Raw genomic sequence first — 23,629 nt, forward strand, 5'->3', positions numbered from 1 at the left:
AACAAACTCTGCATACCCTGTGGGAGCGGGCTTGCCCGCGATTGCGTCAGTCCAGTCAGGGGTTAGTTGGCTGAAAGATTGCTATCGCGGGCAAGCCCGCTCCCACAGGTTTCTTCGTCGCATCGATTACTCTGTCAATCGAACGTAATGCCCTGCGCCAGCGGCAACTCCAGCGAGTAGTTCACAGTATTGGTCTGCCGCCGCATGTACGCGCGCCACGCATCCGAGCCGGACTCGCGACCGCCACCCGTTTCTTTTTCACCGCCGAACGCGCCGCCGATTTCCGCGCCGCTCGGGCCGATGTTGACGTTGGCGATGCCGCAGTCACTGCCGACCGCCGACATGAATTTCTCCGCCTCACGCACATCGGTGGTGAAGATGCACGACGACAGGCCTTGCGGTACAGCGTTGTTCAGGCGCAGCGCCTCTTCGAAATCGCTGTAACCGACCACGTACAGGATCGGCGCGAAGGTCTCGCTGCACACCACGTCGCTCTGTTCCGGCATTTCAACGATGGCCGGCGACACGTAGTAGGCGTTAGGGAATTGGTCTTCCAGTTGGCGCTTGCCGCCGAACACCCGACCGCCCTCGCTCAGCGCCTGCTCCAGCGCATCCTGCATGTTTTCGAAGCTGTGCTTGTCGATCAGCGGGCCGATCAGATTGCCTTCCAGCGGGTGACCGATACGGACTTTGGAGTACGCGGCTTTGAGGCGGGTGACGATTTCTTCCTTCACCGACTCATGGGCAATCAGGCGACGCAACGTGGTGCAACGTTGACCGGCGGTGCCGACGGCGCTGAACAGAATGGCGCGCACGGCCATGTCCAGATCGGCGCTCGGGCCGAGGATCATGGCGTTGTTGCCGCCCAGTTCGAGAATGCTGCGGGCGAAGCGTGCGGCGACTTTCGGCGCCACTTCGCGGCCCATGCGAGTGCTGCCGGTGGCGCTGATCAGCGCGACACGCGGGTCATCCACCAGTGCTTCGCCGGCATCGCGACCACCGATGATCACCTGGCTCAGGTGCGCCGGGGCATCGCTGAAATTCTTCAGTACGCGCTCAAACAGCGCCTGACAGGCCAGTGCGGTCAGCGGAGTCTTTTCCGACGGTTTCCACACCACCGGGTTGCCGCAGACCAGCGCCAGCGTGGTGTTCCAAGCCCACACCGCGACCGGGAAGTTGAATGCACTGATCACGCCGACCACGCCCAGCGGGTGCCAGGTTTCACGCATGTGGTGGCCCGGACGCTCGGAGGCAATGGTCAAACCGTACAGCTGACGGGACAGACCGACGGCGAAGTCGCAGATGTCGATCATCTCCTGCACTTCACCGAGGCCTTCCTGGGTGATCTTGCCCGCTTCCCAGGACACCAGTTCGCCGAGCTCGGTCTTGTATTCGCGCAGCACTTCGCCGAACTGACGCACCAGCTCGCCGCGACGCGGCGCCGGCACCTTGCGCCATTGTTCGAACGCATGATCGGCGCGACTGATGTGCTGCTCGACTTCGGCCGGCCCTTCCCAGTTCACGGCGCCGATGCGGCTGCCGTCGATGGGCGAATGCACCGGCACTTTGCCGTTCTGGTACAGGGCCGGGTTCACACCTAGACGATCAAGCAATGCGGCAACCATGGGTCACTCCTCAAGCAAAAAACTGAATGTGTGCGGGCGCGTTTTCACGACCGGGCAGACCTTTAGTTGTAGCGCCAGGAAGGCTGTGCAACAAACGACCTTTACGCGAGATATCATTCCGTTTATTCATGCTGCGCAGAAAGACAAGAAAAGGATTGCCCATGCTGAACAAACGCCACTTGCCGTCGATCACCGCGTTGCAGTGCTTCGAGGCCGTGACCCGGCACCTGAGTTTCACCCGGGCCGCCGAGGAACTGAACCTGACCCAGAGCGCTGTCAGCAAGCAGGTGGCGCAGCTCGAAGAATTGTTACAGCACTTGTTGTTTCGTCGGGTACGCCGCCGTTTGCAGATGACCCCGGCCGGCGATCTGTACCTGGTGGAAGTCAGAAAAATCCTGACCCAGGTCGAGATGTCGACCCATTACCTGCGTTCCTACGGCGGCGAAACCGAAGTCCTGCGAGTCTCCACGCCCTCGACCTTCGGCGCCCGCTGGCTGGTACCGCGCCTCAAGGGCTGGCGCCTGCGTCATCCGTCGATTCATCTGGACCTGTGCAACGAGCAGGAGGCCGATGACCTCCTGCAAGGGCGCAGCGACCTGGCGTTCTATTTCGGTCAGGGTTCACGCCCCGGCACCGAATGCCTGAAGCTGTTCGGCGAAGAACTGGTGCCGGTCTGCGCGCCGAGCAGCCTGCCGTACACTCCGTTGACTGATCCAACTCAACTCACCGATCTGGTCCTGCTGCAGAATGCTTCGCGCCCGCAAGCGTGGCACGACTGGTTCGACAGCCAGGGCTACCAGACCGAACACAGCTACCACGGCCCGCGTTTCGAAACCTTTTATATGTGCATCCGCGCAGCCCAGGTCGGCTGCGGCGTCGCCCTGCTGCCGAGGTTTCTGGTGGAAGAGGAATTGGCCGACGGCAAACTGGTCATTCCCTGGCAGCATGCGATGCCCAGCACCGACGCCTATTACCTGGCCTATCCGGAACACGCGGCGGAAGTGCCCAAGGTGCGGGATTTCGTGAAGTGGATGCTGGAGCAGATCGACAGTCCGGTTTGAAGTTGTATTCAGTCCCTGTGGGAGCGGCGGTGCGGCGGTCCGACTTGCCCGCGAAGACGGCATCACATGCAACATTGATGTTGATACTGCCGATGCTTTCGCGGGCAAGCCCGCTCCCACAGGGATCTGTGGCGGTCAAAAAATCGCTGGCAATCCACACCCCGGATATGCGCCACTAGCGCCATTGATTGATACCGCGCCAACGCGCGGCCCGCCTGGAGACCCCGTTATGAGCGAGAGTGTGTTTGCCGATCGCATCGTGCAGAACCTGCTCGACACCGACTTCTACAAACTGACGATGATGCAGGCGGTGCTGCACAACTACCCCAACGTCGAAGTCGAATGGGAGTTCCGTTGCCGTAACAGTGAAGATCTGCGCCCGTACCTGGCGGAGATCCGCTTCCAGGTCGAGCGTCTGGCCGAGTTGAGCCTGAGCGCCGACCAGTTGAGTTTTCTCGAGCGCATCAGCTTCCTCAAACCGGACTTTCTGCGTTTTCTCGGCCTGTTCCGCTTCAACCTGCGCTACCTGCACACCGGCATCGAGAACGGCGAGCTGTTCATCCGCCTGCGCGGGCCGTGGCTGCATGTGATCCTGTTTGAAGTGCCGCTGCTGGCAATCGTCAGCGAAGTGCGCAACCGCTATCGCTACCGCGAAACCGTGCTGGAACAGGCCCGCGAACAGCTGTACCGCAAATTCGACTGGCTGACGGCCAACGCCTCGGCCGAAGAGCTGTCGCAGCTGCAGGTCGCCGATTTCGGCACGCGCCGCAGGTTTTCCTATCGCGTGCAGGAAGAAGTGGTGAACGTGCTCAAGCACGATTTCCCCGGGCGTTTCGTCGGCACCAGCAACGTGCACCTGTCCCGCGAACTGGACATGAAACCGCTGGGCACCATGGCCCACGAATGGATCATGGCCCACCAGCAACTCGGCCCACGGCTGATCGACAGCCAGATCGCCGCCCTCGATTGCTGGGTCCGCGAGTACCGCGGCTTGCTGGGGATCGCCCTCACAGACTGCATCACTACCGACGCCTTCCTCGGCGATTTCGATCTGTTCTTCGCCAAGCTGTTCGACGGTCTGCGCCATGACTCCGGGGATCCGGTGCAGTGGGGCGAAAAATGCATCGCCCACTATCACAAGCTCGGCATCGACCCCATGAGCAAGACGTTGGTGTTCTCCGACAGCCTGACCCTGCCCAAGTCGCTGGAGATCTTCCGGGCGCTGCGCGGTCGGATCAATGTCAGCTTCGGCATCGGCACCAACCTGACCTGTGACATTCCGGGTGTCGAACCGATGAGCATCGTGCTTAAAATGACCGCCTGCAACGGCCAACCGGTGGCGAAGATCTCCGACGAGCCGGGCAAGACCCACTGCAAAGACCCGAATTTCGTCGCCTACTTGCGACACGTTTTCCAGGTTCCTGCCGTTTCCAGCCTTTCTAGCAAGGAGTGAATTCATGCAAGCCGTACAGCGTGAGATTGCTGAACAGCTCAACGTTCAGCCGCCGTTCGCCGATTACCAGGCCCTCGAAGCGGAAGTCGCCCGTCGCATCACCTTCATCCAGGATTGCCTGACCAGTTCAGGGCTCAAGACCCTGGTGCTGGGCATCAGCGGCGGTGTCGACTCGCTGACCGCCGGCCTCCTGGCCCAGCGCGCCATGCGTGAACTGCGCGAGCGCACCGGTGACGAGGCCTACAAGTTCATCGCCGTGCGCCTGCCGTACGACGTGCAGTTCGATGAACACGATGCCCAGGCCTCGGTGGACTTCATTGCCCCGGACGAGCGCCACACCGTCAACATCGGCCCGGCGGTCAAATCCCTGGCCAGCGAAGTCGCAGCCTTCGAAGGCAAGCACGCGGTCTCGGTAGATTTCGTGCTCGGCAACACCAAGGCGCGGATGCGCATGGTCGCCCAGTACACCATCGCCGGCGCAGCTCACGGTCTGGTGATCGGCACCGACCACGCAGCGGAAGCGGTGATGGGTTTCTTCACCAAGTTCGGTGACGGCGCCTGCGACCTGGCCCCGCTGAGCGGTCTGGTGAAGAACCAGGTGCGGGCCATCGCCCGCAGCTTCGGCGCACCGGAATCACTGGTGGAAAAAGTGCCGACGGCGGATCTGGAAGACCTGTCGCCGGGCAAGCCGGACGAGGCGTCCCACGGCGTGACCTACGCCGAAATCGACGCGTTCCTGCACGGCGAGCCGGTGCGTCAGGAGGCGTTTGACATCATCGTCAACACCTACAAAAAGACCCATCACAAGCGGGTCATGCCGTTTGCGCCTTGAATCCAGGGCATAAAAAAAGCGTCCTTCGGGACGCTTTTTTTTGGACCTTGTGTTGCTTACTTCAGGGTCACGGTGCCTTTCATCATCGAGATGTGGCCCGGGAACGAGCAGAAGAAACCGTACTTCTCGTCAGCCTTGAGCTTGGACACGTCGAAGGTCACCGAGTCGGTTTCCTTGGCGCCGATGATCTTGGTGTGAGCGATCACGCGCTCGTCACCGTCCTTCAGGTAGTTCTTGTCGATGCCGGCGGCCAGGCCGTCGGTGGCGATCGGCTGCATGTCGGCCTCTTTGCTGATCACCAGGTTATGGCCCATGACGTTCTTCGGCAGGCTGCCGGAGTGGGTCAGCTCGACGGTGAAGGTCTTGCAGCTCTTGTCGATTTCGATGGCCTTGGTGTTGAAGGACATCTGGTCGGTGGAATCAACGGTGGTTTTGCACTCGGCAGCCATCAATTGGCTACTGGCCAGCGCCAGCAGGGATACCGCAACAACTTTGGAAAACATGGTGAATCTCCAAGGCAGGGTTAACAAAAACACGAATGGTTGGAAGACTGCCTGAAATCTTCGCAAGTTCCTATGACTTGAGTCAAAAATTGTATACAACTTTCAGGCTATGACACTCATCGAAACAATCTAACAGCCAGACGATTGGCCGGGCCGTATCTTCAGGGCTCAACACTCATCTGGAGTATCCGTCATGTCCTTCAACAGCCTGTTGTGCAGTCTGCTCGCCGCCTACGCCTGTGGTGCCAGCGGCACCTATGAAACCCCGAAACGCGAAGTCTAGCCCTTGGATCAAGGCGTGCCAGCCATTACCCTGTGACCGATTGACCCAGGAGGAAGGCATGTCTCTCACATCCGTTTGTGTATTTTGCGGCGCCAACGCCGGCACCACCCCGGCGTATACCGAAGCCGCGATCGCCCTCGGCACGGCTATCGCCGAGCGTAAGCTGACGCTGGTCTACGGCGGTGGCGCCGTCGGCCTGATGGGGATTGTCGCTGACGCCGCGCTGGCGGCCGGTGGCGAAGTGATCGGCATCATCCCGCAGAGCCTGATGGACAAGGAAATCGGTCACAAGAGCCTGACGCGCCTGGAAGTGGTCGACGGCATGCACGCCCGCAAGGCGCGGATGGCCGAACTCAGCGATGCGTTCATCGCCCTGCCCGGTGGCCTCGGTACCCTGGAAGAGCTGTTCGAAGTCTGGACCTGGGGCCAGCTCGGTTACCACGGCAAGCCGCTAGGCCTGCTGGAAGTGAACGGTTTCTACAGCAAACTTACTGCATTTCTCGATCACATCGTCGGCGAAGGCTTCGTTCGTGCGCCGCACCGTGACATGCTGCAAGTGAGTGAATCGCCGCAAACGCTGCTCGAAGCCCTCGACAACTGGAAGCCCACCGTCACCCCAAAATGGGTCGACCAGAAACCCGGTTAACCGCCGGGCACCGATACAGGGCAGAATACGCGCCGCTCAACCTCACCTTCGACCCCAGAGGATCGCCCATGGCCAAACCCAATTACTCCTTCGCCAAACGTCAACGTGACCTGGCCAAGGAACAGAAGAAAGAGGAAAAGCTTCAGCGCAAGAAACAGATGGCTGAAGAAGCGGCACTGAACCCTGACGGTGAAGTGGCGACCGATGATGATGATGTTGAGGCACCGAAAGACCAGGCACCCGAGGCCTGAGCAATATCGCAGGACCACTGAACGCAATTCCTGTGGGAGCGGGCTTGCTTGCGAAAGCGCCGTGACATTCACGATGGATGTGACTGACATATTGCTTTCGCGAGCAAGCCCGCTCCCACATTTGATCTTCACTCCTCCAGAGGCATCACGGTGACGCGGACTTCCGGGTCGTGATTGCCACCGCCCAGAATCACCCCGCGCAACGGCGAGACATCGGAGAAATCCCGGCCCCAGGCCAGGGTGATGTGCTCCAGCGCCGGCTGCACGTTGTTCGTCGGATCGAAATCCACCCAGCCCAGCACCGGGCAAAACACCGAAACCCAGGCATGAGACGCATCGGCGCCGATCAACCGTGGCTGCCCCGGTGGCGGTTGGGTCAGCAGGTAACCGCTGACGTAACGCGCCGCCAGCCCGCGTGAGCGCACACAGGCAAGCATCAGATGCGCAAAGTCCTGACAGACCCCGCGCCGGCGCTCCAGCACCTCCACCAATGGCGTCGCGACTTGCGTCGCTTCGGCGTCGAAGGTGAATTCGCTGAAGATCTTCTGCATCAGGGCCTGCACACCCAGCATCAATGGTCTGCCGGCCGGGAAACAGCTCTCCGAGAACTCGACGAAACTGCGCTTGAGATGCACGTAAGGCGACTGGAATCGATAGCGACAGGCTTCCAGCAAAGAGGCGGACAGTGGCTGGCTGCTGTAAGTCAGCGCGTTACGCGTCAATTCCCAGGCCGGCGACTGATGGAAATCCACCACGGGCCGTGCCAGCACCTCGACCGTCAGCCGTGCATTGACCTGCAACTCATCGTGTGGCCGTTCGAAGGCCAGGCGGGTCAGCGGATTGCCGAACACATCCTGCTCGTCACGGCGGGTGGTCGGCTCCGGACTGATCAGCAATTGCTGTTCGGTGCAACGCTGCCACTCGCATTCGCGCGGCCACAGGTGCGCCAGTTGCTGAGCCAGGGACACCGGGCTGTCATAGCGATAGCAGGTGTCGTGAAAGATCTGGTAATGGGCGCTCATCAGACGGACACCGTGCGCTGGCTGACATCATCGACATGGGCGAAATGGCGCAGGGCCAGACGATCCGACACCTGACTGCTGGCGTCGGCGATCTCCTGCAGCAAGTCCGCCAGACCGTCGAGGGCCGCGCGCACGCTGGATTCGCCGAACAGCGGATTCTCCAGACAGCTCAGGTCGAAGCGCGCCAGACGCTCGACCAGCGGCGGCAATCCAGCCTCCCTCGGCACTCCGAAGTCATCATTCAAACGCTTGAGGGTGCGAGTCACCAGTTTCAACTGGAATAGCACCGCATGGGGGTTCTGCTCATCCAGCAGCAACAGGTCGAGCACCGGAATCAACTGCGCCACCGCCAGATAACGCGAGCGATAGGTGATGCTGCTGTTGCCCAGCTCCAGCAACCACTCAAGCCCGGCCTGATCGAACGCGCCAGCGCCGCGCAAGAAACCCGCGAGGCTGCTGCTGAGAAATTGCAGGCGCTCGATCCGCCGGCCGATCATCAGGAAGCGCCAGCCTTCGTCGCGAGTCATGTCATCAAGGGCAAACCCGGACAGCGCCGCCAGCGACATCACCAGCCGGTTGAGAAAATCCAGCAGCTCGCCGAAATCCGGCTCGTCGGTGTCCAGCTCCGAAGCCTCGCGTTGCAGTTCCACCAGCGCCTGCCAGTTTTCCCGTGACAGCTTGCCGCGCACTTGCGATGCCGCCCACTGCAAGCGTTGCAGGTTGGAGCGCAGGCTGAACGACCAGTCCTCGCCGAGCAGTGCCGCAAGCAAGCGCTCCGGCAGTTCACCTTCGTCGGGCAGCAGCATCAGCCGCTCGCCCAGATCCACCGCAGCCTGCAAGGCTTGTGGGTCATCGCCATCGACGTAGCGCGCGAGCATGATCCGCAGCAGCCGCGCGCTGTCGTCGCAACGCTCGCAGTAACGGCCGAACCAGAACAGGTTTTCCACCACCCGCGACGGCAGATACGGATCGCGTCGTACCAGGTCAGGCACGCCGATATTGCGCTGGGTTTTCCACTGCTCACCGCTCGGCGGTCGATCCCCCAGCACCCAGGTGTCCTTGCTCGCACCCCCGCGCTGCATCGACACCACTTCGGCATCGGCTTCGGCCGCGACCCGGGTCAGGCCACCGGGCAGCACCCGATAACCGTCGTGACTGGCCACCGCGTACATGCGCATGCCGATTGCCCGGGGCTGCAGTTGCCCGTCCTCGGGCTGCCAGATCGGCGCCTGGGACAACTGGGCGAGTTCTTGCGCAACGTACGCATAAGGGCGGGCCTGCATGCGCGCGGCGAGACTTTCACGCTGTTTTTCGCTAAGATCCCGGCCAAACACCGGCGTAAAGCTTTGCGACGGGAACGCCGGTTTGATCAGCAGCTCCGGCAGTTTTTCCAGGGCCTGGGTCAACACCGGCGCTTCGCCGCACCACCACGTGGCAATGGACGGCAGAATCAGCTCTTCGCCGAACAGGTACTGATTGATCTTCGGCAGGAAGCCCAGCAGCCCCGGCGACTCCAGCACGCCGCTGCCCAGCGCATTGGCCACCAGCACCCGGCCCTGACGCACCGCCTCCAGCAATCCCGGAACGCCCAGCGCCGAATCCGTGCGCAACTCCAGCGGATCACAGAAATCATCGTCGAGCCGGCGCATAATCGCGTGCACCCGGCGCAGGCCGCTGAGGGTTTTCAGGTAGACCGTGGCATCACGCACCGTCAGGTCCCCGCCCTCCACCAGCGGATAACCGAGCTGGCGGGCGAGATAGAGATGCTCGAAATAGCTTTCGTTGAAACGCCCCGGGGTCAGCAACACCACCAGCGGCGCGTCATCGTCGCAGGGGGCCTGACGGGCCAGGGTTTCCTGCAGGGTGCGGAAGAATCCGGCCAGATGCTGCACTTTCAGATCCCGGTACAACTCGGGGAAGGCGCGGGACACGATGGTGCGGTTTTCCAGCGCATAACCGGCACCGGACGGCGCCTGCGTACGATCCGCCGTCACCCACCAGCGTCCGTCCGGCGTGCGCGCCAGATCCACGGCATACAGATGCAGAAAGGCCCCGTCCGGTGGCGCAATGCCCTGACAGGGCCAGAGGAAGTTGTTGTGGCCGAACACCAGCTCCGCCGGCAGCAAGCCTTTGCGGATCAACTGCTGCGGGCCGTACAGATCCGCCAGCACCGCATTGAGCAGCCGCGCACGCTGGGCGATTCCGGCCGACAGCTGTTGCCACTCATCGGCGGCGATCACGTGGGGCAGCAGATCCAGTTCCCACGGACGGTCCGCCCCTTTGGGGTCGGCATAGACGTTGTAGGTGACCCCGTTTTCCTGAATCTGCCGGGTCAGCAACGCCTGACGCTGCACCAGTTGCGCCGGGGTGCTGCGCTGCAGTTGGTCGACCAGTCGCCGCCAGTGCGGGCGCACCGCCCCGCTGTCGTCGAGCAGTTCGTGATAGGTGCCCGCTGTCAGCGGGTAGCGGTCAAGCAGGTCAGGCATGGAAAGCTCGGCAGCCGGCAAGGAACGGTCAGACTAACGCAGGCACATGACGCCCGGATATACGAAAAATCCGGGGGTCGTGTACGAATCAAAAACGTCGTAAATCGAGAGTCATCGGCAGTTCGTCGGAGATTGTCAGGTTCGGTATCGGAAGTTTCCCCGGCGTATGTCCGATGCGAAAGAACCGCGCCATGCGCCGGCTCTCTGCTTCGTTGGCGTTGACCGGCAGCGTTTCGTAATTGCGTCCGCCCGGATGTGCGACGTGGTACTGGCAGCCGCCCAGCGAGCGTTGCATCCAGGTATCGAGCAGGTCGAAAACCAACGGCGCATGCACCGGGATCGTCGGTTGCAGGCAGTTGGCCGGTTGCCAGGCGCGGAAGCGCACACCGGCGACAAACTCGCCGACCCGCCCGGTCGGTTGCAGCGGTACCGGGATGCCGTTGCAAGTCAGCAAATAACGCTGCGGCGGCAGCCCCGTGAGCTTGACCTGCAAGCGCTCCAGCGATGAATCGACATAGCGCACCGTACCGCCCGCCGCGCCCTCCTCGCCTAGCACATGCCAAGGCTCAAGCGCCTGACGCAATTCCAGCTCGATACCGTTGACGGCGTAATCACCGACCTTGGGGAAACGAAACTCGAGATGCGCCGAGAACCATTCGGCGCGCAGGGGATAACCGGCGTTGTTGAGTTCGACGATGACGTCGGCAAAGTCCTGCTCGATAAAATGCGGCAGCAGGAAGCGATCGTGCAGCTCCGTGCCCCAGCGTACCAGTTTCGGCGGTGCATAAGGCTCGCGCCAGAACCGCGCCACCAGCGCCCGCAACAACAGCTGCTGAGCCAGGCTCATGCGCGCATGGGGCGGCATCTCGAACGCCCGCAACTCCAGCAGACCGAGGCGCCCGGTGGCGCCATCCGGTGAATACAACTTGTCGATACAGAACTCGGCGCGGTGGGTGTTGCCAGTGACGTCGATCAGCAGATTGCGCAGCAAGCGATCGACCAGCCACGGCGGACAGTCTTCTCCCGGCGCCGGCATCTGCGCGAAAGCGATTTCCAGCTCATACAACGCATCGTTGCGCGCTTCATCGACTCGCGGCGCCTGAGAGGTCGGGCCGATGAACAGCCCGGAAAACAGGTAGGACAGCGACGGATGGTTGTGCCAATAACTGATCAGGCTGCGTAGCAGATCCGGGCGGCGCAGGAACGGCGAGTCCGCCGGCGTCGCGCCACCGAGCACGAAATGGTTGCCGCCGCCGGTTCCGGTATGTCGCCCGTCGACCATGAATTTCTCGGTGGACAGTCGGGTCTGGCGCGCTTCTTCGTACAGAAATTCGGTGCGCTCGACCAACTCGTCCCAGGTCGCGGACGGCTGCACGTTGACCTCAATGACGCCAGGATCCGGGGTGATGCGGAAATTGCTCAGGCGCGGATCGCTCGGCGGCTCGTAGCCCTCCAGCAATACCGGGCAATGAAGTTCTTCGGCGGTGGCTTCAATGGCGGCCACCAGCTCCAGATAATCCTCGACCCGTTCCAGCGGCGGCATGAACAGATACAACCGGCCTTCCCGGGCCTCGGCGCATAACGCGGTGCGGGTCAGCCAGTCGGCGGACTCGTCGATCTCAGGCACACGTTCGTCCGCCGGAGCGGGCTCGCCGTGTTCGTTGAGCTGCGATGTTTCGGGCAGCTCGGGGAAGTCCTGATTCGGATCGTTTGGATGAATGAACGGATACTCCGCGGCCTTCACCCAGGGCTGCGAGCCCAATGGCAGGCGATAGCCGAGCGGCGAATCTCCCGGCACCAAGCGACAATGCTCATCGCGCAGATACCAGCGACCGCTCTGCCATTGATCGCCCTTGGCGGTGCGCGCCAGCGGCAGCACCTGACCGATGACCTTGTCCAGCCCCTGACTGAACACCTTGCGCAGTCGCGCACGTTCCAGCGGCTCCTCCAGACGCGAGTCTTCGGCGCTGACGTTGCTCGGCAAGGCGCCTTCGCGCCAGAGGTAATAAAAATTGTCTTCGTAGGCCGGAAAAACGAAGCGTGTCGGCAATTTCAGGCGTTCGGCGACGCTTGCCAGAAAACGCCCGGCCAGTGCGCCATCGGCGCCGTAGTCCTGCTGCTCATCGGCGATCAGCGCGTTGTTGTGCCAGATCGGCACGCCGTCGCGACGCCAGTAGCAATTCAGCGACCAGCGCGGCAGCTGCTCGCCCGGATACCACTTGCCCTGACCAAAATGCACCAGCCCTTTGGGTGCGTAGTGCTTGCGCATGCGCTGGAACAGTTCGGCGGAGAGCCGGCGCTTGTCCGGGCCCAGTGCGGCGGTGTTCCACTCGGCGCCGTCGGGGTCGTCGATGGAGACGAAGGTTGGTTCGCCACCCATGGTCAGACGCACATCGCCTTCCAGCAGATCGGCATCGATCTGCCGCCCCAGCGCCTGGATCGCCAGCCATTGCTCATCGGTATAGGGCTTGGTGACGCGTGGTGCTTCCCAGATCCGCTCCACGGACATTTCGTGGCTGAACTCGCACTCGCAAGGCTCCACCAGACCACTGATCGGCGCCGCCGAGGACGGATCGGGACTGCAGGCCAACGGGATATGCCCTTCACCGGCGAACAGCCCCGACGTCGCATCAAGGCCGATCCAGCCCGCGCCCGGCAGATACACCTCGCACCACGCATGCAGGTCGGTGAAGTCCACTTCGGTGCCGGACGGGCCGTCGAGGCTTTTCACGTCGGCGGTCAATTGGATCAGGTAACCGGAGACGAAACGCGCTGCCAGCCCGAGATTGCGCAGCAGTTGCACCAGCAGCCACGCTGAATCACGGCAGGAACCGGAGGCGTGTTCGAGGGTGTGTTCCGGGGTTTGCACACCCGGCTCCATGCGAATCAGGTAATTGATGTCTTCGCTCAGACGTTGGTTGAGCGCCACCAGGAAATCCACGGCCGGCAACGGCGTGCGGTCGATGGCGTCCAGATAGGCCTTGAATTTCGGCGTCAGCGGCAGGGTTTCGAGGTATGGCGCCAGCTCCTTGCGTTCATCGGCAGCGTAGGCGAAGGGGATTTTCTCGGCGTAGGGCTCGAGGAAAAAGTCGAACGGATTGAACACCGCCATCTCGGCCAGCAGGTCGACCTCGATCCGCAGTTCGGCGGTTTTCTCGGGGAACACCAGCCGTGCGAGGTAGTTGCCCTGAGGGTCCTGCTGCCAGTTGATGAAGTGCTTTTCGGGCGAGACTTTCAGTGAATACGACAGAATCCGCGTGCGGCTGTGGGAAGCCGGACGCAAACGCACGATCTGCGGGCCGAGTTCGACAGCGCGGTCGTAGCGGTAATGCGTGACGTGATGCAATGCGACATGAATCGACACGGCGTGCCTCCTGCGAGCCCAAGCGTATTCGAAAGCGCGCAAGACTTATGCCATGCAGAGGCCTGGGCGCTTTCCCGGAATGCTCAAGGCAGTACAGCACCAAATTCGGGCGACGCGGTGAAATGGTTTGGCACAGTTGCACGCAAATGTTGCGAAGAGCCCTTCCCCTGACCCTCTCCCGTGATCGTTCCCACGCTCCTGCGTGGGAATGCAGCCGTGACGCTCTGCGTCACTGGACGCGGAGCGTCCCTAGAGGCATTCCCACGCAGAGCGTGGGAACGATCAGCAAAACGCCAACCCGAAGGTTGGCGTTCTGTTTTGGCTCAAGTGCGTTTTAGCGCGGTACGACAGGCTTGCGTGCCGGTTTCGGCCCTTTGCCTTTCGCGGCTTCCTTGCGTTCCTTGGCGGCCTGCTGGTTGCGGGCGAATGCCGCGGCCTTGGCCTGTTCACGCTTGTCCCAAGGATTGCCGCCGTCGCTGGCGCGTGGAGGAAGACCAGTGTGTTGGGTGAGGATCTTGGTGGTCTTCTCTTTCGCGACCTTGTGGCTGCCGGCCGGTGTCGAGTTTTTGCGACGGGCACTCTGGTAGCTGTCGGTGGCCGGCTGGTGCAGCGGAATCAACTGATGCTTGCCCGGCCCGATCAGGTCGGCGCGGCCCATGCGGGTCAGCGCTTCTCGCAGCATCGGCCAGCCTTTCGGGTCGTGATAACGCAAGAACGCCTTGTGCAGACGACGCTGCTCTTCGCTCTTGACGATGGTCACGCCGTCGCTCTTGTAGGTGACCTTGCGCAGCGGGTTCTTGCCCGAGTGGTACATCGCGGTGGCGGTGGCCATCGGCGACGGATAGAACGCCTGCACCTGGTCGGCACGGAAACCGTTGCCCTTGAGCCACAGCGCCAGGTTCATCATGTCTTCGTCGGTGGTGCCCGGGTGCGCGGCGATGAAGTACGGAATCAGGTACTGCTCTTTCCCGGCTTCCCTGGTGTACTTCTCGAACATGCGCTTGAAGCGATCGTAGGTGCCGATCCCCGGTTTCATCATCTGGTTGAGCGGACCTTCCTCGGTGTGTTCCGGGGCGATCTTCAGGTAACCACCGACGTGGTGGGTCACCAACTCCTTGACGTACTCCGGCGACTCGACCGCGAGGTCGTAACGCAGGCCGGAGGCGATCAGGATCTTCTTCACGCCCGGCAGCGCACGGGCGCTGCGGTACAGCTGAATCAGCGACGAGTGGTCGGTGTTCAGGTTCGGGCAGATACCCGGGAACACGCAGGACGGCTTGCGGCACGCGGATTCGATTTCCGGGCTCTTGCAGGCGATGCGGTACATGTTCGCGGTCGGGCCGCCGAGGTCGGAAATGACGCCGGTGAACCCCGGCACCTTGTCGCGGATCTCTTCGATTTCGCGAATGATCGACTCTTCGGAACGGTTCTGGATGATCCGGCCTTCGTGCTCGGTGATCGAGCAGAAGGTGCAGCCACCGAAACAGCCACGCATGATGTTCACCGAGAAGCGGATCATGTCGTAGGCCGGGATCTTTTCCTTGCCGTACGCAGGATGCGGAACACGTGCGTAAGGCATGCCGAACACGTAGTCCATTTCTTCAGTGGTCATCGGAATCGGCGGCGGGTTGAACCAGACGTCGATCTCGCCATGCTTCTGCACCAGCGCACGGGCGTTGCCCGGGTTGGTTTCCAGGTGCAGCACGCGGTTGGCGTGGGCGTACAGGACCGGATCGTTACGCACCTTTTCCATCGACGGCAGGCGGATCACGGTCTTGTCGCGGGTCATTTTCGGGCTGGCCAGGATCTGCACGACCTTGGCTTCCTGCGGGTCTTCAACCGGCCCCTTTTCCTGCTCGATCGCGCAAGCCTGAGTGTCCTGAGTGTTGACGTACGGGTTGATGATCTTGTCGATTTTGCCCGGACGGTCGATGCGCGTGGAGTCGACTTCGTACCAGCCCGCTGGCGTGTCGCGACGGATGAACGCGGTGCCGCGCACATCGGTGATGTCTTCGATCTTGTGACCGTAGGACAGACGCTGGGCGACTTCGACAATCGCCCGCTCGGCGTTGCCGTACAGCAGGATGTCGGCGCTGGCGTCGATCAGGATCGAGTTGCGCACGCGATCCTGCCAGTAGTCGTAATGGGCGATGCGACGCAGGGAGGCTTCGATGCCGCCGAGCACGATCGGCACGTGCTTGTAGGCTTCCTTGCAGCGCTGGCTGTAGACCAGGCTCGCACGATCCGGACGTTTGCCGGCCATGCCGCCCGGGGTATAGGCGTCGTCGGAGCGGATTTTCTTGTCCGCGGTGTAGCGGTTGATCATCGAGTCCATGTTGCCGGCCGCGACGCCGAAGAACAGGTTCGGCTCGCCGAGCTTCATGAAATCGTCTTTGGACTGCCAGTTAGGCTGCGCGATGATCCCGACGCGGAAGCCTTGCGACTCCAGCAACCGGCCGATGATCGCCATGCCGAACGACGGGTGATCGACGTAGGCATCACCGGTGACAATGATGATGTCGCAGGAATCCCAGCCGAGCTGATCCATCTCCTCCCTGCTCATCGGCAGGAATGGCGCCGGCCCGAAACATTCGGCCCAGTACTTTGGATAGTCAAATAACGGCTTGGCTGCTTGCATGTCGATGACCGGTGTTGAGGTGCAAAATCGCGGGCGCGGAATATAGCACAAAAAATGACCAATTCCGACGGCTGTGGTCGGAAATATCAGGGACTGTCAGACGAGGACGGACTTACTCGTCGTCGTCGAAGTTGTAACTGCCCGGCGCAAGGTTTTCGAAGCGCGTGTACTTGCCGATGAAGGCCAGGCGGATGAAGCCGATCGGGCCGTTCCGCTGCTTGCCGATGATGATTTCGGCGATGCCTTTGTGTTCGGTTTCCGGGTGATACACCTCGTCCCGGTACACGAACATGATGACGTCGGCGTCCTGCTCGATCGCTCCGGATTCCCGCAAGTCGGAGTTCACCGGGCGCTTGTTGGGACGTTGTTCCAAGGAACGGTTGAGCTGCGACAGGGCAACCACCGGGCAGTTGAATTCCTTGGCCAGGGCTTTCAGGGATCGGGAGATCTCGGAAATCTCGTTGGTCCGGTTATCACCACTGGAGCCGGGGATCTGCATCAGCTGCAGGTAGTCGATCATGATCAGGCCGATGTCGCCGTGCTCGCGCACCAGACGCCGGGTCCGGGCACGCATCTCCGACGGGCTGATGCCGGCGGTGTCGTCGATGAACAGCTTACGATCGTTGAGCAGGTTGACCGCAGAGGTCAGGCGCGGCCAGTCATCGTCTTCGAGCTGGCCGGAACGCACCTTGGTCTGGTCGATGCGACCGAGCGACGAGAGCATACGCATGATCAGCGATTCGCCTGGCATCTCGAGGGAGTACACCAGCACCGCTTTTTCGCTGCGCAGTACGGCGTTTTCCACCAGGTTCATCGCGAAGGTGGTTTTACCCATCGATGGACGACCGGCGACGATAATCAGGTCGGCCGGCTGCAGGCCGCTGGTTTTTTCGTCGAGGTCGGTATAACCGGTCGAAAGCCCCGTAATCGCATCGGATGTATTGAACAGCGTGTCGATACGATCGATGGCCTTGGTCAGCAACTCGTTGACGCCCACCGGACCACCGGTCTTCGGCCGGGCTTCGGCAATCGCGAAAATCTGCCGCTCGGCTTCGTCGAGGATTTCCTCGGCGGTGCGACCTTCGGGGTTGAAGGCGCTGTCGGCAATTTCCGTGCTGATGCCGATCAACTGGCGCAACGTCGCACGCTGGCGGACGATCTGCGCATAGGCCTTGATGTTGGCGACGGACGGTGTGTTTTTTGCCAGTTCGCCGAGGTAACCGAGGCCGCCGACTTGCGATGTCTGACCTTCCTTGTCCAGTTGCTCGGCAAGGGTCACGACGTCGATCGGCGAGTTCTGATCGGCCAGCTTGGCGATCGCACGGAAAATCAGTCGGTGGTCATGCCGGTAGAAATCGCCGTCGGAGACTTGATCGAGCACGCGCTCCCAGGCGTTGTTGTCCAGCATCAGACCACCGAGCACGGCCTGTTCGGCCTCGATGGAATGCGGCGGCACCTTCAGCGCGGCGGTTTGCAGATCGTATTGCTCAGGAGCGGAGATTTCGTTCATGGCCACTTGTTTTGTTTGGAAATGCAGGAGTTACAGAAAGACAAAGGGCACGACCTGTAAACAGGATCGTGCCCGATGTTAACCGTCTGACGGACAAGCCGCCAGCCGATCAGGTGTTGCTTAAGCTGCTACCACGACAACGCGTACGGTGGCTTCAACTTCGGCGTGCAGGTGCACAGCCACGTCGAATTCACCCACGTTGCGGATGGTGCCGTTCGGCAGACGAACTTCGCTTTTCGCAACTTCAACGCCGGAGGCGGTCAGTGCGTCAGCGATGTCGTGAGTACCGATCGAACCGAACAGCTTGCCTTCGTCGCCAGCGGTGGCAGTGATGGTCACTTCCAGCTCGGCCAGTTGGGCAGCACGGCTTTCAGCCGATGCTTTACGGTCTGCGGCGGCTTTTTCCAGCTCAGCGCGACGCTCTTCGAACGCAGCCAGGTTGGCAGCGGTCGCAGCGGTGGCTTTGCCGAAAGGCAGCAGGTAGTTACGGCCGTAACCGGCCTTAACGTTTACTTTGTCGCCCAGGTTGCCCAGGTTGGCGATTTTTTCCAGAAGGATCAGTTGCATGTGGAAATCCTCTTAACTTTTAACCTTCACCGTTCGCGTTATCGGTGTCTTTCGACACCCGACCGCGAAAATCAATCAGGCTGTCGACAATGGCCAGAACCACGAGCAACGGATAGATCAGCTGCATGAACAGCAACAGCGTCACGTACAACCCCACCAGCCAGAAACCGGCCAGTCGCCTTTGCGCCACCAGCCCGTGAATCAGGGCCAGCCCGGCGAACACCAGCGGTACACTGCACAACGGCGTCAACATGGCCATCTGTGCACCGAGATTCGGGCCCAGAAGCATCAACGCCAGCAGTAACATCGCCAGCCCCAGCGGGATCCGGATGGCGCGAAACTCGCGACCAAAACCACCCGGGTTGTACAACAACGCCTGCCAGTAACGCCCGACAATCAGGCTCAGCACGCTGACGATCTGCAACAAGGCCGCAATCAGGCCGGTCAGGACCGGTGCGATCAGCGACGCGAAACGCGCCTGCTCGTCTACCGACAAATGTTGGTAGGCATCACCGAGAAGCGCGGGCATGACCTTTATCAAGGCCTGCGCCAGCATCTCGATCTGGGGCGCAAATGCCGCCCCGAGCACCACTGAAAACACCAGCCCCATGGCTACGCTGACCAGCAGCGTACGAATCCAGGACTCGCTTGCGCGCAACACCAGCGCAAGCCCCGAAGACCCCAGCAGCACCAGAAGCGCCCGTGGGTCATCGGCATACAACCACCAGATCAATGCCGGCAGCAGTCCCAGCGACACGACGCCCAGGGCGTCGGTCAATCCGCGCCGCAGAAGCACCAGGCTCCCGGCGGCAGCACCCAACCAATACAACAACGGCAATGTTGCACACCCGGCCACTACAAGAGTGGCCTGCATACGGCCGCGCATGATGAACTCAGCTAAGGCACGCATGCATTCAATCCTTTGCTACTTGTCGACTGCCCGGTCTCAGCGGCCGTGGCTGTCGGTGTAGGCCAGCAGGGCCAGGAAGCGGGCGCGCTTGATAGCGGTGGCCAGCTGACGCTGATAACGAGCTTTGGTACCGGTGATGCGGCTTGGAACGATTTTGCCGGTCTCGGATACGTAGGCTTTCAGAGTGTTGAGATCTTTGTAATCGATCTCTTTCACGTCTTCAGCGGTGAAGCGGCAGAATTTACGACGACGGAAGAAACGTGCCATTTGATAGGCTCCTTAAAAGGTCCGTGGATTACTCGTCAGCGTTATCGCTGTTGTCGCTGTCATCGCTGTCATCGCCATCGGCGCTGCCATCGTTTTCAGGACGTTCGCGACGCTCACGGCGCTCACTGCGGTTTTCTTCAGCCTTGAGCATCTCGGACTGGCCGGTAACGGCTTCGTCGCGACGGATGACCAGGTTACGGATCACTGCATCGTTGTAGCGGAAGTTGTCTTCCAGCTCGGCCAGGGCCTTGCCGGTGCACTCAACGTTCAGCATCACGTAGTGAGCCTTGTGAACATTGTTGATTGCGTAGGCCAGTTGACGACGGCCCCAGTCTTCCAGACGGTGGATTTTGCCGCCGTCTTCTTCGATCAGCTTGGTGTAACGCTCAACCATGCCGCCGACTTGCTCGCTCTGGTCAGGGTGGACCAGAAAGATGATTTCGTAATGACGCATGAATGCTCCTTACGGGTTGTAGCCTGCCGCTCAAAAACGGTCAGACAAGGAGTGAATGACACTTATGGACTTGCTGGCGCGGGGCACATGCATGCCTGCCGCCACAGCAAGGGGCGCAATTGTAGAGAAGGGACTGAAGAGGTGCAAGGCAATTGGTGATTATTTGAACAGCTCGTTCACATCACCGATCAGCACCATTGCGCAGAAGCAATGTGGGAGCGGGCTTGCTCGCGAATGCGGCATCACATCCAACATCATTGCTGAATGACACACCGCTTTCGCGAGCAAGCCCGCTCCCACATTTGAATCGCCGTGAGGCTTAAGCCTTTTTGGCAGCCGCCTTGGCCTTGGCACCGCGCTGGCGCTGGGCCTCGAACAGGCACACGCCCGTCGCGACCGACACGTTGAGACTGCTGACGCTACCGGCCATCGGCAGGTGCACCAGGTAATCGCAATGCTCGCGGGTCAGGCGACGCATGCCTTTACCTTCGGCACCCATGATCAGGATGGTTGGGCCGGTCAGGTCCTGGTCATAAATGCTGACCTCGGCCTCACCCGCCGTGCCGACAATCCACAGTCCACGCTGCTGGAGCTTTTCCAGGGTGCGCGCAAGGTTGGTGACGGCCACCAGCGGAATCACTTCCGCCGCGCCGCAAGCCACTTTACGCACCACAGGGGTCAGGGTGGCCGACTTGTCTTTTGGCACGATGACCGCCAGCGCACCGGCAGCGTCCGCCGAACGCAGGCAGGCGCCGAGGTTGTGCGGATCGGTCACACCGTCGAGCACCAGCAACAGCGGCGCGCCTTCGGTGCGATCGAGCAACTCGTCGAGCATCGCTTCGCCCCAGACCTGGCTCGGGCTGACGTCTGCCACCACGCCTTGGTGCACGCCTTCGACCCAGGCGTCCATTTCGCGGCGCTCGGCCTGACCGATCTGGACCCGGTTTTCGTTGGCCAGCTCAATCAGCGTCTGCACCCGCGGATCGTTGCGGCTTTCAGCCAGCCAGATCTGCTTGACGCGTTTTGGGTGGTGACGCAGCAACGCTTCTACCGCGTGAACGCCGTAGATTTTTTCCAACTGACTCATGACTTCGCCTTCGGTTTACGCGCCCCGCCGCTTTTGGCTGGAGCGGAACCCGCTTTTGGCGGGCCCTTGCGGTGCTTGCTCGGTTTGGCTGATTTGCCGCTCGAGGCCTTGTCAGGCGCCGATCGCCCGGTCTTTCCCCCGGACGCCGCTTTACCACCGTTTTTGGCGTCGGCCAGCAAGGCCTTCTTCATTTCACGGCTTTTGCGCAGCTCGGCGTTTTTCGCCACGGCATCGCTCGGACGATAAACCTCGACGACTTTTTCCTTGGCCGGGCGACGGCTGGCGGTTTTTGCCGGAGCCTTCTCTTCCACAACCTTCGCTGCAGGAGCGGTCGTCTCGGTGCCACGCTTTTTGCGGCCGATCGGCGCGCTGATGGTTTTTTCAGCCATCTCGAAGTCGATCTTGCGCTCGTCGAGATCGACGCGCATGACGCGCACTTCAACGGTATCGCCAAGACGGAAGCTGCGACCGGTGCGCTCGCCCGCCAGGCGGTGGTGCACAGGGTCGAAGTGGTAGTAGTCGCCCGGCAACGCCGTAACGTGCACCAGTCCTTCGACGTAGATATCGGTCAGTTCGACGAACAGACCAAAACCGGTCACGGCAGTGATCACGCCAGGGAACGATTCGCCCACGCGGTCCTTCATGAACTCGCACTTGAGCCAGTTCACCACGTCGCGGGTCGCTTCGTCGGCACGGCGCTCGCTCATCGAGCACTGCTCGCCGAGTTGCTCCAGCGCTGCTTCGTCGTACGGATAGATGCGCGCCTTCGGAATGGTCATCGCCCCGGCACGACGAACGTGCGGAGTGTCCTGTTTCGAATGGATCACGCTGCGGATCGCCCTGTGCGTGAGCAGGTCCGGGTAACGACGAATCGGCGAGGTAAAGTGGGTATAGGCTTCGTAATTCAGGCCGAAGTGGCCTTCATTCTGGGCGCTGTACACCGCCTGGCTCAGGGAGCGCAGCATCACGGTCTGGATCAGGTGGAAATCCGGACGGTCCTTGATGCTGGCCAACAGGGCCTGATAGTCCTTCGGCGTCGGGCCGTCCTTGCCTTTGTGCAGGGACAGGCCGAGCTCACCGAGGAACGCGCGCAGTTTTTCCAGACGCTCCGGCGGCGGGCCGTCGTGAACGCGGTACAGCGCAGGGATTTCGTGCTTCTTCAGGAACTCGGCGGTGGCCACGTTGGCCGCCAGCATGCATTCCTCGATCAGCTTGTGCGCGTCGTTACGGGTGGTCGGGCGGATTTCGGCAATCTTGCGCTCGGAACCGAAAATGATCCGGGTTTCCTGAGTTTCGAAATCAATCGCGCCACGTACGTGACGAGCGGCCAGCAATACCTTGTACAGCGCGTAGAGCTGCTTGAGGTGCGGCAAGACGTCGGTGTATTCACCGCGCAGCTTGCGACCCTCGGTAGCCTTCGGCGTTTCCAGCATCGCGCTGACCTTGTTGTAGGTCAGACGGGCGTGGGAATGGATCACCGCTTCATAGAAGCAGTAGTCGGTCATTTCGCCGGACTTGGAGATGGTCATCTCGCAAACCATGGCCAGACGATCGACGTGCGGGTTCAGCGAGCACAACCCGTTGGACAGCTGCTCCGGCAGCATCGGCACCACGCGCTCGGGGAAGTACACCGAGTTGCCGCGCACCTGGGCTTCGTTGTCCAGGGCCGAACCGATCTTCACGTAGCTGGAAACGTCGGCAATCGCCACGTACAACTTCCAGCCGCCGGAGAACAGGCGCAGCTTGCCTGGCTTGGCTTCGCAGTAGACCGCGTCGTCGAAGTCGCGGGCATCTTCGCCGTCGATGGTGACGAACGGCAGATGGCGCAGGTCGACGCGCTTCTCTTTGTCTTTCTCTTCGACTTCCGGCTTGAGCTTGCCAGCTTCTTTCAGAACGGCTTCAGGCCAGACGTGCGGAATGTCGTAGGTACGCAGGGCGACATCGATTTCCATGCCCGGCGCCATGTAGTTGCCGACGACTTCGATCACGTCTCCTTGTGGCTGGAAGCGCGGGGTCGGCCAGTGGGTGATTTTCACCTCGACGAACTGACCGATCTGGGCGTTGGCGTTGCGGCCCGGGGTGACCAGCACTTCTTGCTGGATCTTCGGGTTGTCCGCGACGACGAAGCCGATACCGCCTTCTTCGAAGTAGCGGCCGACGATGCTTTCGTGGGCACGGGACACCACTTCGACGATCACGCCTTCGCGACGACCGCGACGGTCGAGGCCGGACACACGGGCCAGCGCCCGGTCCCCGTCGAATACCAGACGCATTTGCGCCGGGCTCATGAACAAATCGTCGGAGCCGTCATCCGGCACCAGGAAGCCGAAGCCGTCACGGTGACCGCTGATGCGACCGAGGATCAGGTCGAGCTTGTCCACCGGCGCATACGTGCCACGGCGGGTGTAGATCAGTTGAGCGTCGCGCTCCATGGCGCGCAGGCGGCGGCGCAGGGCTTCGATCTGGTCTTCTGTGGTCAGACCAAATTCTTCGACCAGTTGCTCGCGGGCAGCAGGCGAACCCCGATCAGCAAGGTGCTGAAGGATCAGTTCGCGGCTGGGAATAGGGTTTTCATATTTTTCCGCTTCACGAGCGGCCTCGGGATCGAGGGACTGCCAATCGGCCATTAGAGAGTTTTCACCTTGTCTATATGCGGGTTAGTTTGGCATA

At 61.4% G+C, this 23,629-nt stretch carries 18 protein-coding genes; 5 read left to right on the forward strand and 13 right to left on the reverse strand.

What is annotated here, in order from left to right; genetic code table 11:
- Positions 1–134: 134 nt before the first annotated feature.
- Positions 135–1,625 carry an aldehyde dehydrogenase family protein gene (locus CAF63_RS12635; protein ID WP_011332204.1) on the reverse strand — a complete coding sequence of 497 codons (1,491 nt, stop codon included), beginning with the start codon at positions 1,623–1,625 and terminating at the stop codon, positions 135–137.
- A 161-nt stretch (positions 1,626–1,786) separates the two neighbouring features.
- Between CAF63_RS12635 and CAF63_RS12640 the strand changes: the two genes are divergently transcribed.
- From CAF63_RS12640 to nadE, 3 genes are all read left to right on the forward strand, one after another.
- A complete protein-coding gene (locus CAF63_RS12640) occupies positions 1,787–2,686 on the forward strand; it encodes a LysR family transcriptional regulator (protein ID WP_085685117.1) in 900 nt (299 codons plus the stop codon).
- A gap of 229 nt (positions 2,687–2,915) precedes the next feature.
- The gene (gene pncB, locus CAF63_RS12645; RefSeq protein ID WP_085685119.1) at positions 2,916–4,139 is read left to right on the forward strand and encodes a nicotinate phosphoribosyltransferase; all 1,224 of its coding nucleotides are present in this window, start codon (positions 2,916–2,918) and stop codon (positions 4,137–4,139) included.
- A gap of 4 nt (positions 4,140–4,143) precedes the next feature.
- Positions 4,144–4,971 carry an ammonia-dependent NAD(+) synthetase gene (gene nadE / locus CAF63_RS12650; protein ID WP_007950678.1) on the forward strand — a complete coding sequence of 276 codons (828 nt, stop codon included), beginning with the start codon at positions 4,144–4,146 and terminating at the stop codon, positions 4,969–4,971.
- Between the two features lie 56 nt (positions 4,972–5,027).
- Here nadE and azu read toward each other — a convergent pair whose 3' ends face one another.
- A complete protein-coding gene (azu, locus tag CAF63_RS12655) occupies positions 5,028–5,474 on the reverse strand; it encodes an azurin (RefSeq protein ID WP_064593127.1) in 447 nt (148 codons plus the stop codon).
- Between the two features lie 341 nt (positions 5,475–5,815).
- Here azu and CAF63_RS12660 point away from each other — a divergent pair, with 341 nt between their 5' ends.
- Positions 5,816–6,403, forward strand: a complete 588-nt coding sequence (locus tag CAF63_RS12660) for a TIGR00730 family Rossman fold protein (RefSeq protein WP_039766689.1) — start codon at positions 5,816–5,818, stop codon at positions 6,401–6,403.
- A gap of 68 nt (positions 6,404–6,471) precedes the next feature.
- Positions 6,472–6,654 carry a hypothetical protein gene (locus tag CAF63_RS12665; protein WP_085685122.1) on the forward strand — a complete coding sequence of 61 codons (183 nt, stop codon included), beginning with the start codon at positions 6,472–6,474 and terminating at the stop codon, positions 6,652–6,654.
- 128 nt (positions 6,655–6,782) lie between these two features.
- Here CAF63_RS12665 and CAF63_RS12670 read toward each other — a convergent pair whose 3' ends face one another.
- The 11 genes from CAF63_RS12670 to rnr form a co-directional block, all read right to left on the reverse strand.
- Complete coding sequence (locus CAF63_RS12670; protein ID WP_085685125.1) at positions 6,783–7,676, reverse strand: transglutaminase family protein; 894 nt, start codon at positions 7,674–7,676, stop codon at positions 6,783–6,785.
- Complete coding sequence (locus CAF63_RS12675; RefSeq protein WP_085685128.1) at positions 7,676–10,162, reverse strand: circularly permuted type 2 ATP-grasp protein; 2,487 nt, start codon at positions 10,160–10,162, stop codon at positions 7,676–7,678. The genes CAF63_RS12670 and CAF63_RS12675 overlap by 1 nt, the downstream gene beginning before the upstream one ends.
- 88 nt (positions 10,163–10,250) lie before the next feature.
- Positions 10,251–13,526: a DUF2126 domain-containing protein gene (locus CAF63_RS12680; RefSeq protein WP_085685131.1), complete on the reverse strand. Its 3,276-nt coding sequence runs from the start codon at positions 13,524–13,526 to the stop codon at positions 10,251–10,253.
- A gap of 334 nt (positions 13,527–13,860) precedes the next feature.
- The gene (locus tag CAF63_RS12685) at positions 13,861–16,164 is read right to left on the reverse strand and encodes a YgiQ family radical SAM protein (RefSeq protein ID WP_085685135.1); all 2,304 of its coding nucleotides are present in this window, start codon (positions 16,162–16,164) and stop codon (positions 13,861–13,863) included.
- Between the two features lie 112 nt (positions 16,165–16,276).
- Positions 16,277–17,674 carry a replicative DNA helicase gene (gene dnaB, locus CAF63_RS12690; protein WP_085685138.1) on the reverse strand — a complete coding sequence of 466 codons (1,398 nt, stop codon included), beginning with the start codon at positions 17,672–17,674 and terminating at the stop codon, positions 16,277–16,279.
- Between the two features lie 120 nt (positions 17,675–17,794).
- A complete protein-coding gene (gene rplI / locus CAF63_RS12695; protein WP_003186385.1) occupies positions 17,795–18,241 on the reverse strand; it encodes a 50S ribosomal protein L9 in 447 nt (148 codons plus the stop codon).
- A 19-nt stretch (positions 18,242–18,260) separates the two neighbouring features.
- Positions 18,261–19,151, reverse strand: coding sequence for a hypothetical protein (locus tag CAF63_RS12700; RefSeq protein WP_085685140.1), 891 nt, complete (start codon positions 19,149–19,151; stop codon positions 18,261–18,263).
- A gap of 36 nt (positions 19,152–19,187) precedes the next feature.
- Positions 19,188–19,418 (reverse strand): 30S ribosomal protein S18, encoded by a 231-nt coding sequence (gene rpsR, locus CAF63_RS12705; protein ID WP_002551829.1) that lies wholly within the window; start codon positions 19,416–19,418, stop codon positions 19,188–19,190.
- Between the two features lie 28 nt (positions 19,419–19,446).
- Entirely contained in the window at positions 19,447–19,872 is a 426-nt protein-coding gene (rpsF, locus tag CAF63_RS12710; RefSeq protein ID WP_085685143.1) for a 30S ribosomal protein S6, read from the reverse strand.
- Between the two features lie 319 nt (positions 19,873–20,191).
- Positions 20,192–20,959, reverse strand: a complete 768-nt coding sequence (gene rlmB, locus CAF63_RS12720; protein WP_007950704.1) for a 23S rRNA (guanosine(2251)-2'-O)-methyltransferase RlmB — start codon at positions 20,957–20,959, stop codon at positions 20,192–20,194.
- Positions 20,956–23,586: a ribonuclease R gene (gene rnr / locus CAF63_RS12725; RefSeq protein ID WP_085685149.1), complete on the reverse strand. Its 2,631-nt coding sequence runs from the start codon at positions 23,584–23,586 to the stop codon at positions 20,956–20,958. Before rnr ends, rlmB begins: the two co-directional genes overlap by 4 nt.
- Positions 23,587–23,629: the final 43 nt, after the last annotated feature.

Source organism: Pseudomonas sp. B20(2017) (assembly GCF_002113125.1).
Classification (GTDB): Bacteria; Pseudomonadota; Gammaproteobacteria; order Pseudomonadales; family Pseudomonadaceae; genus Aquipseudomonas.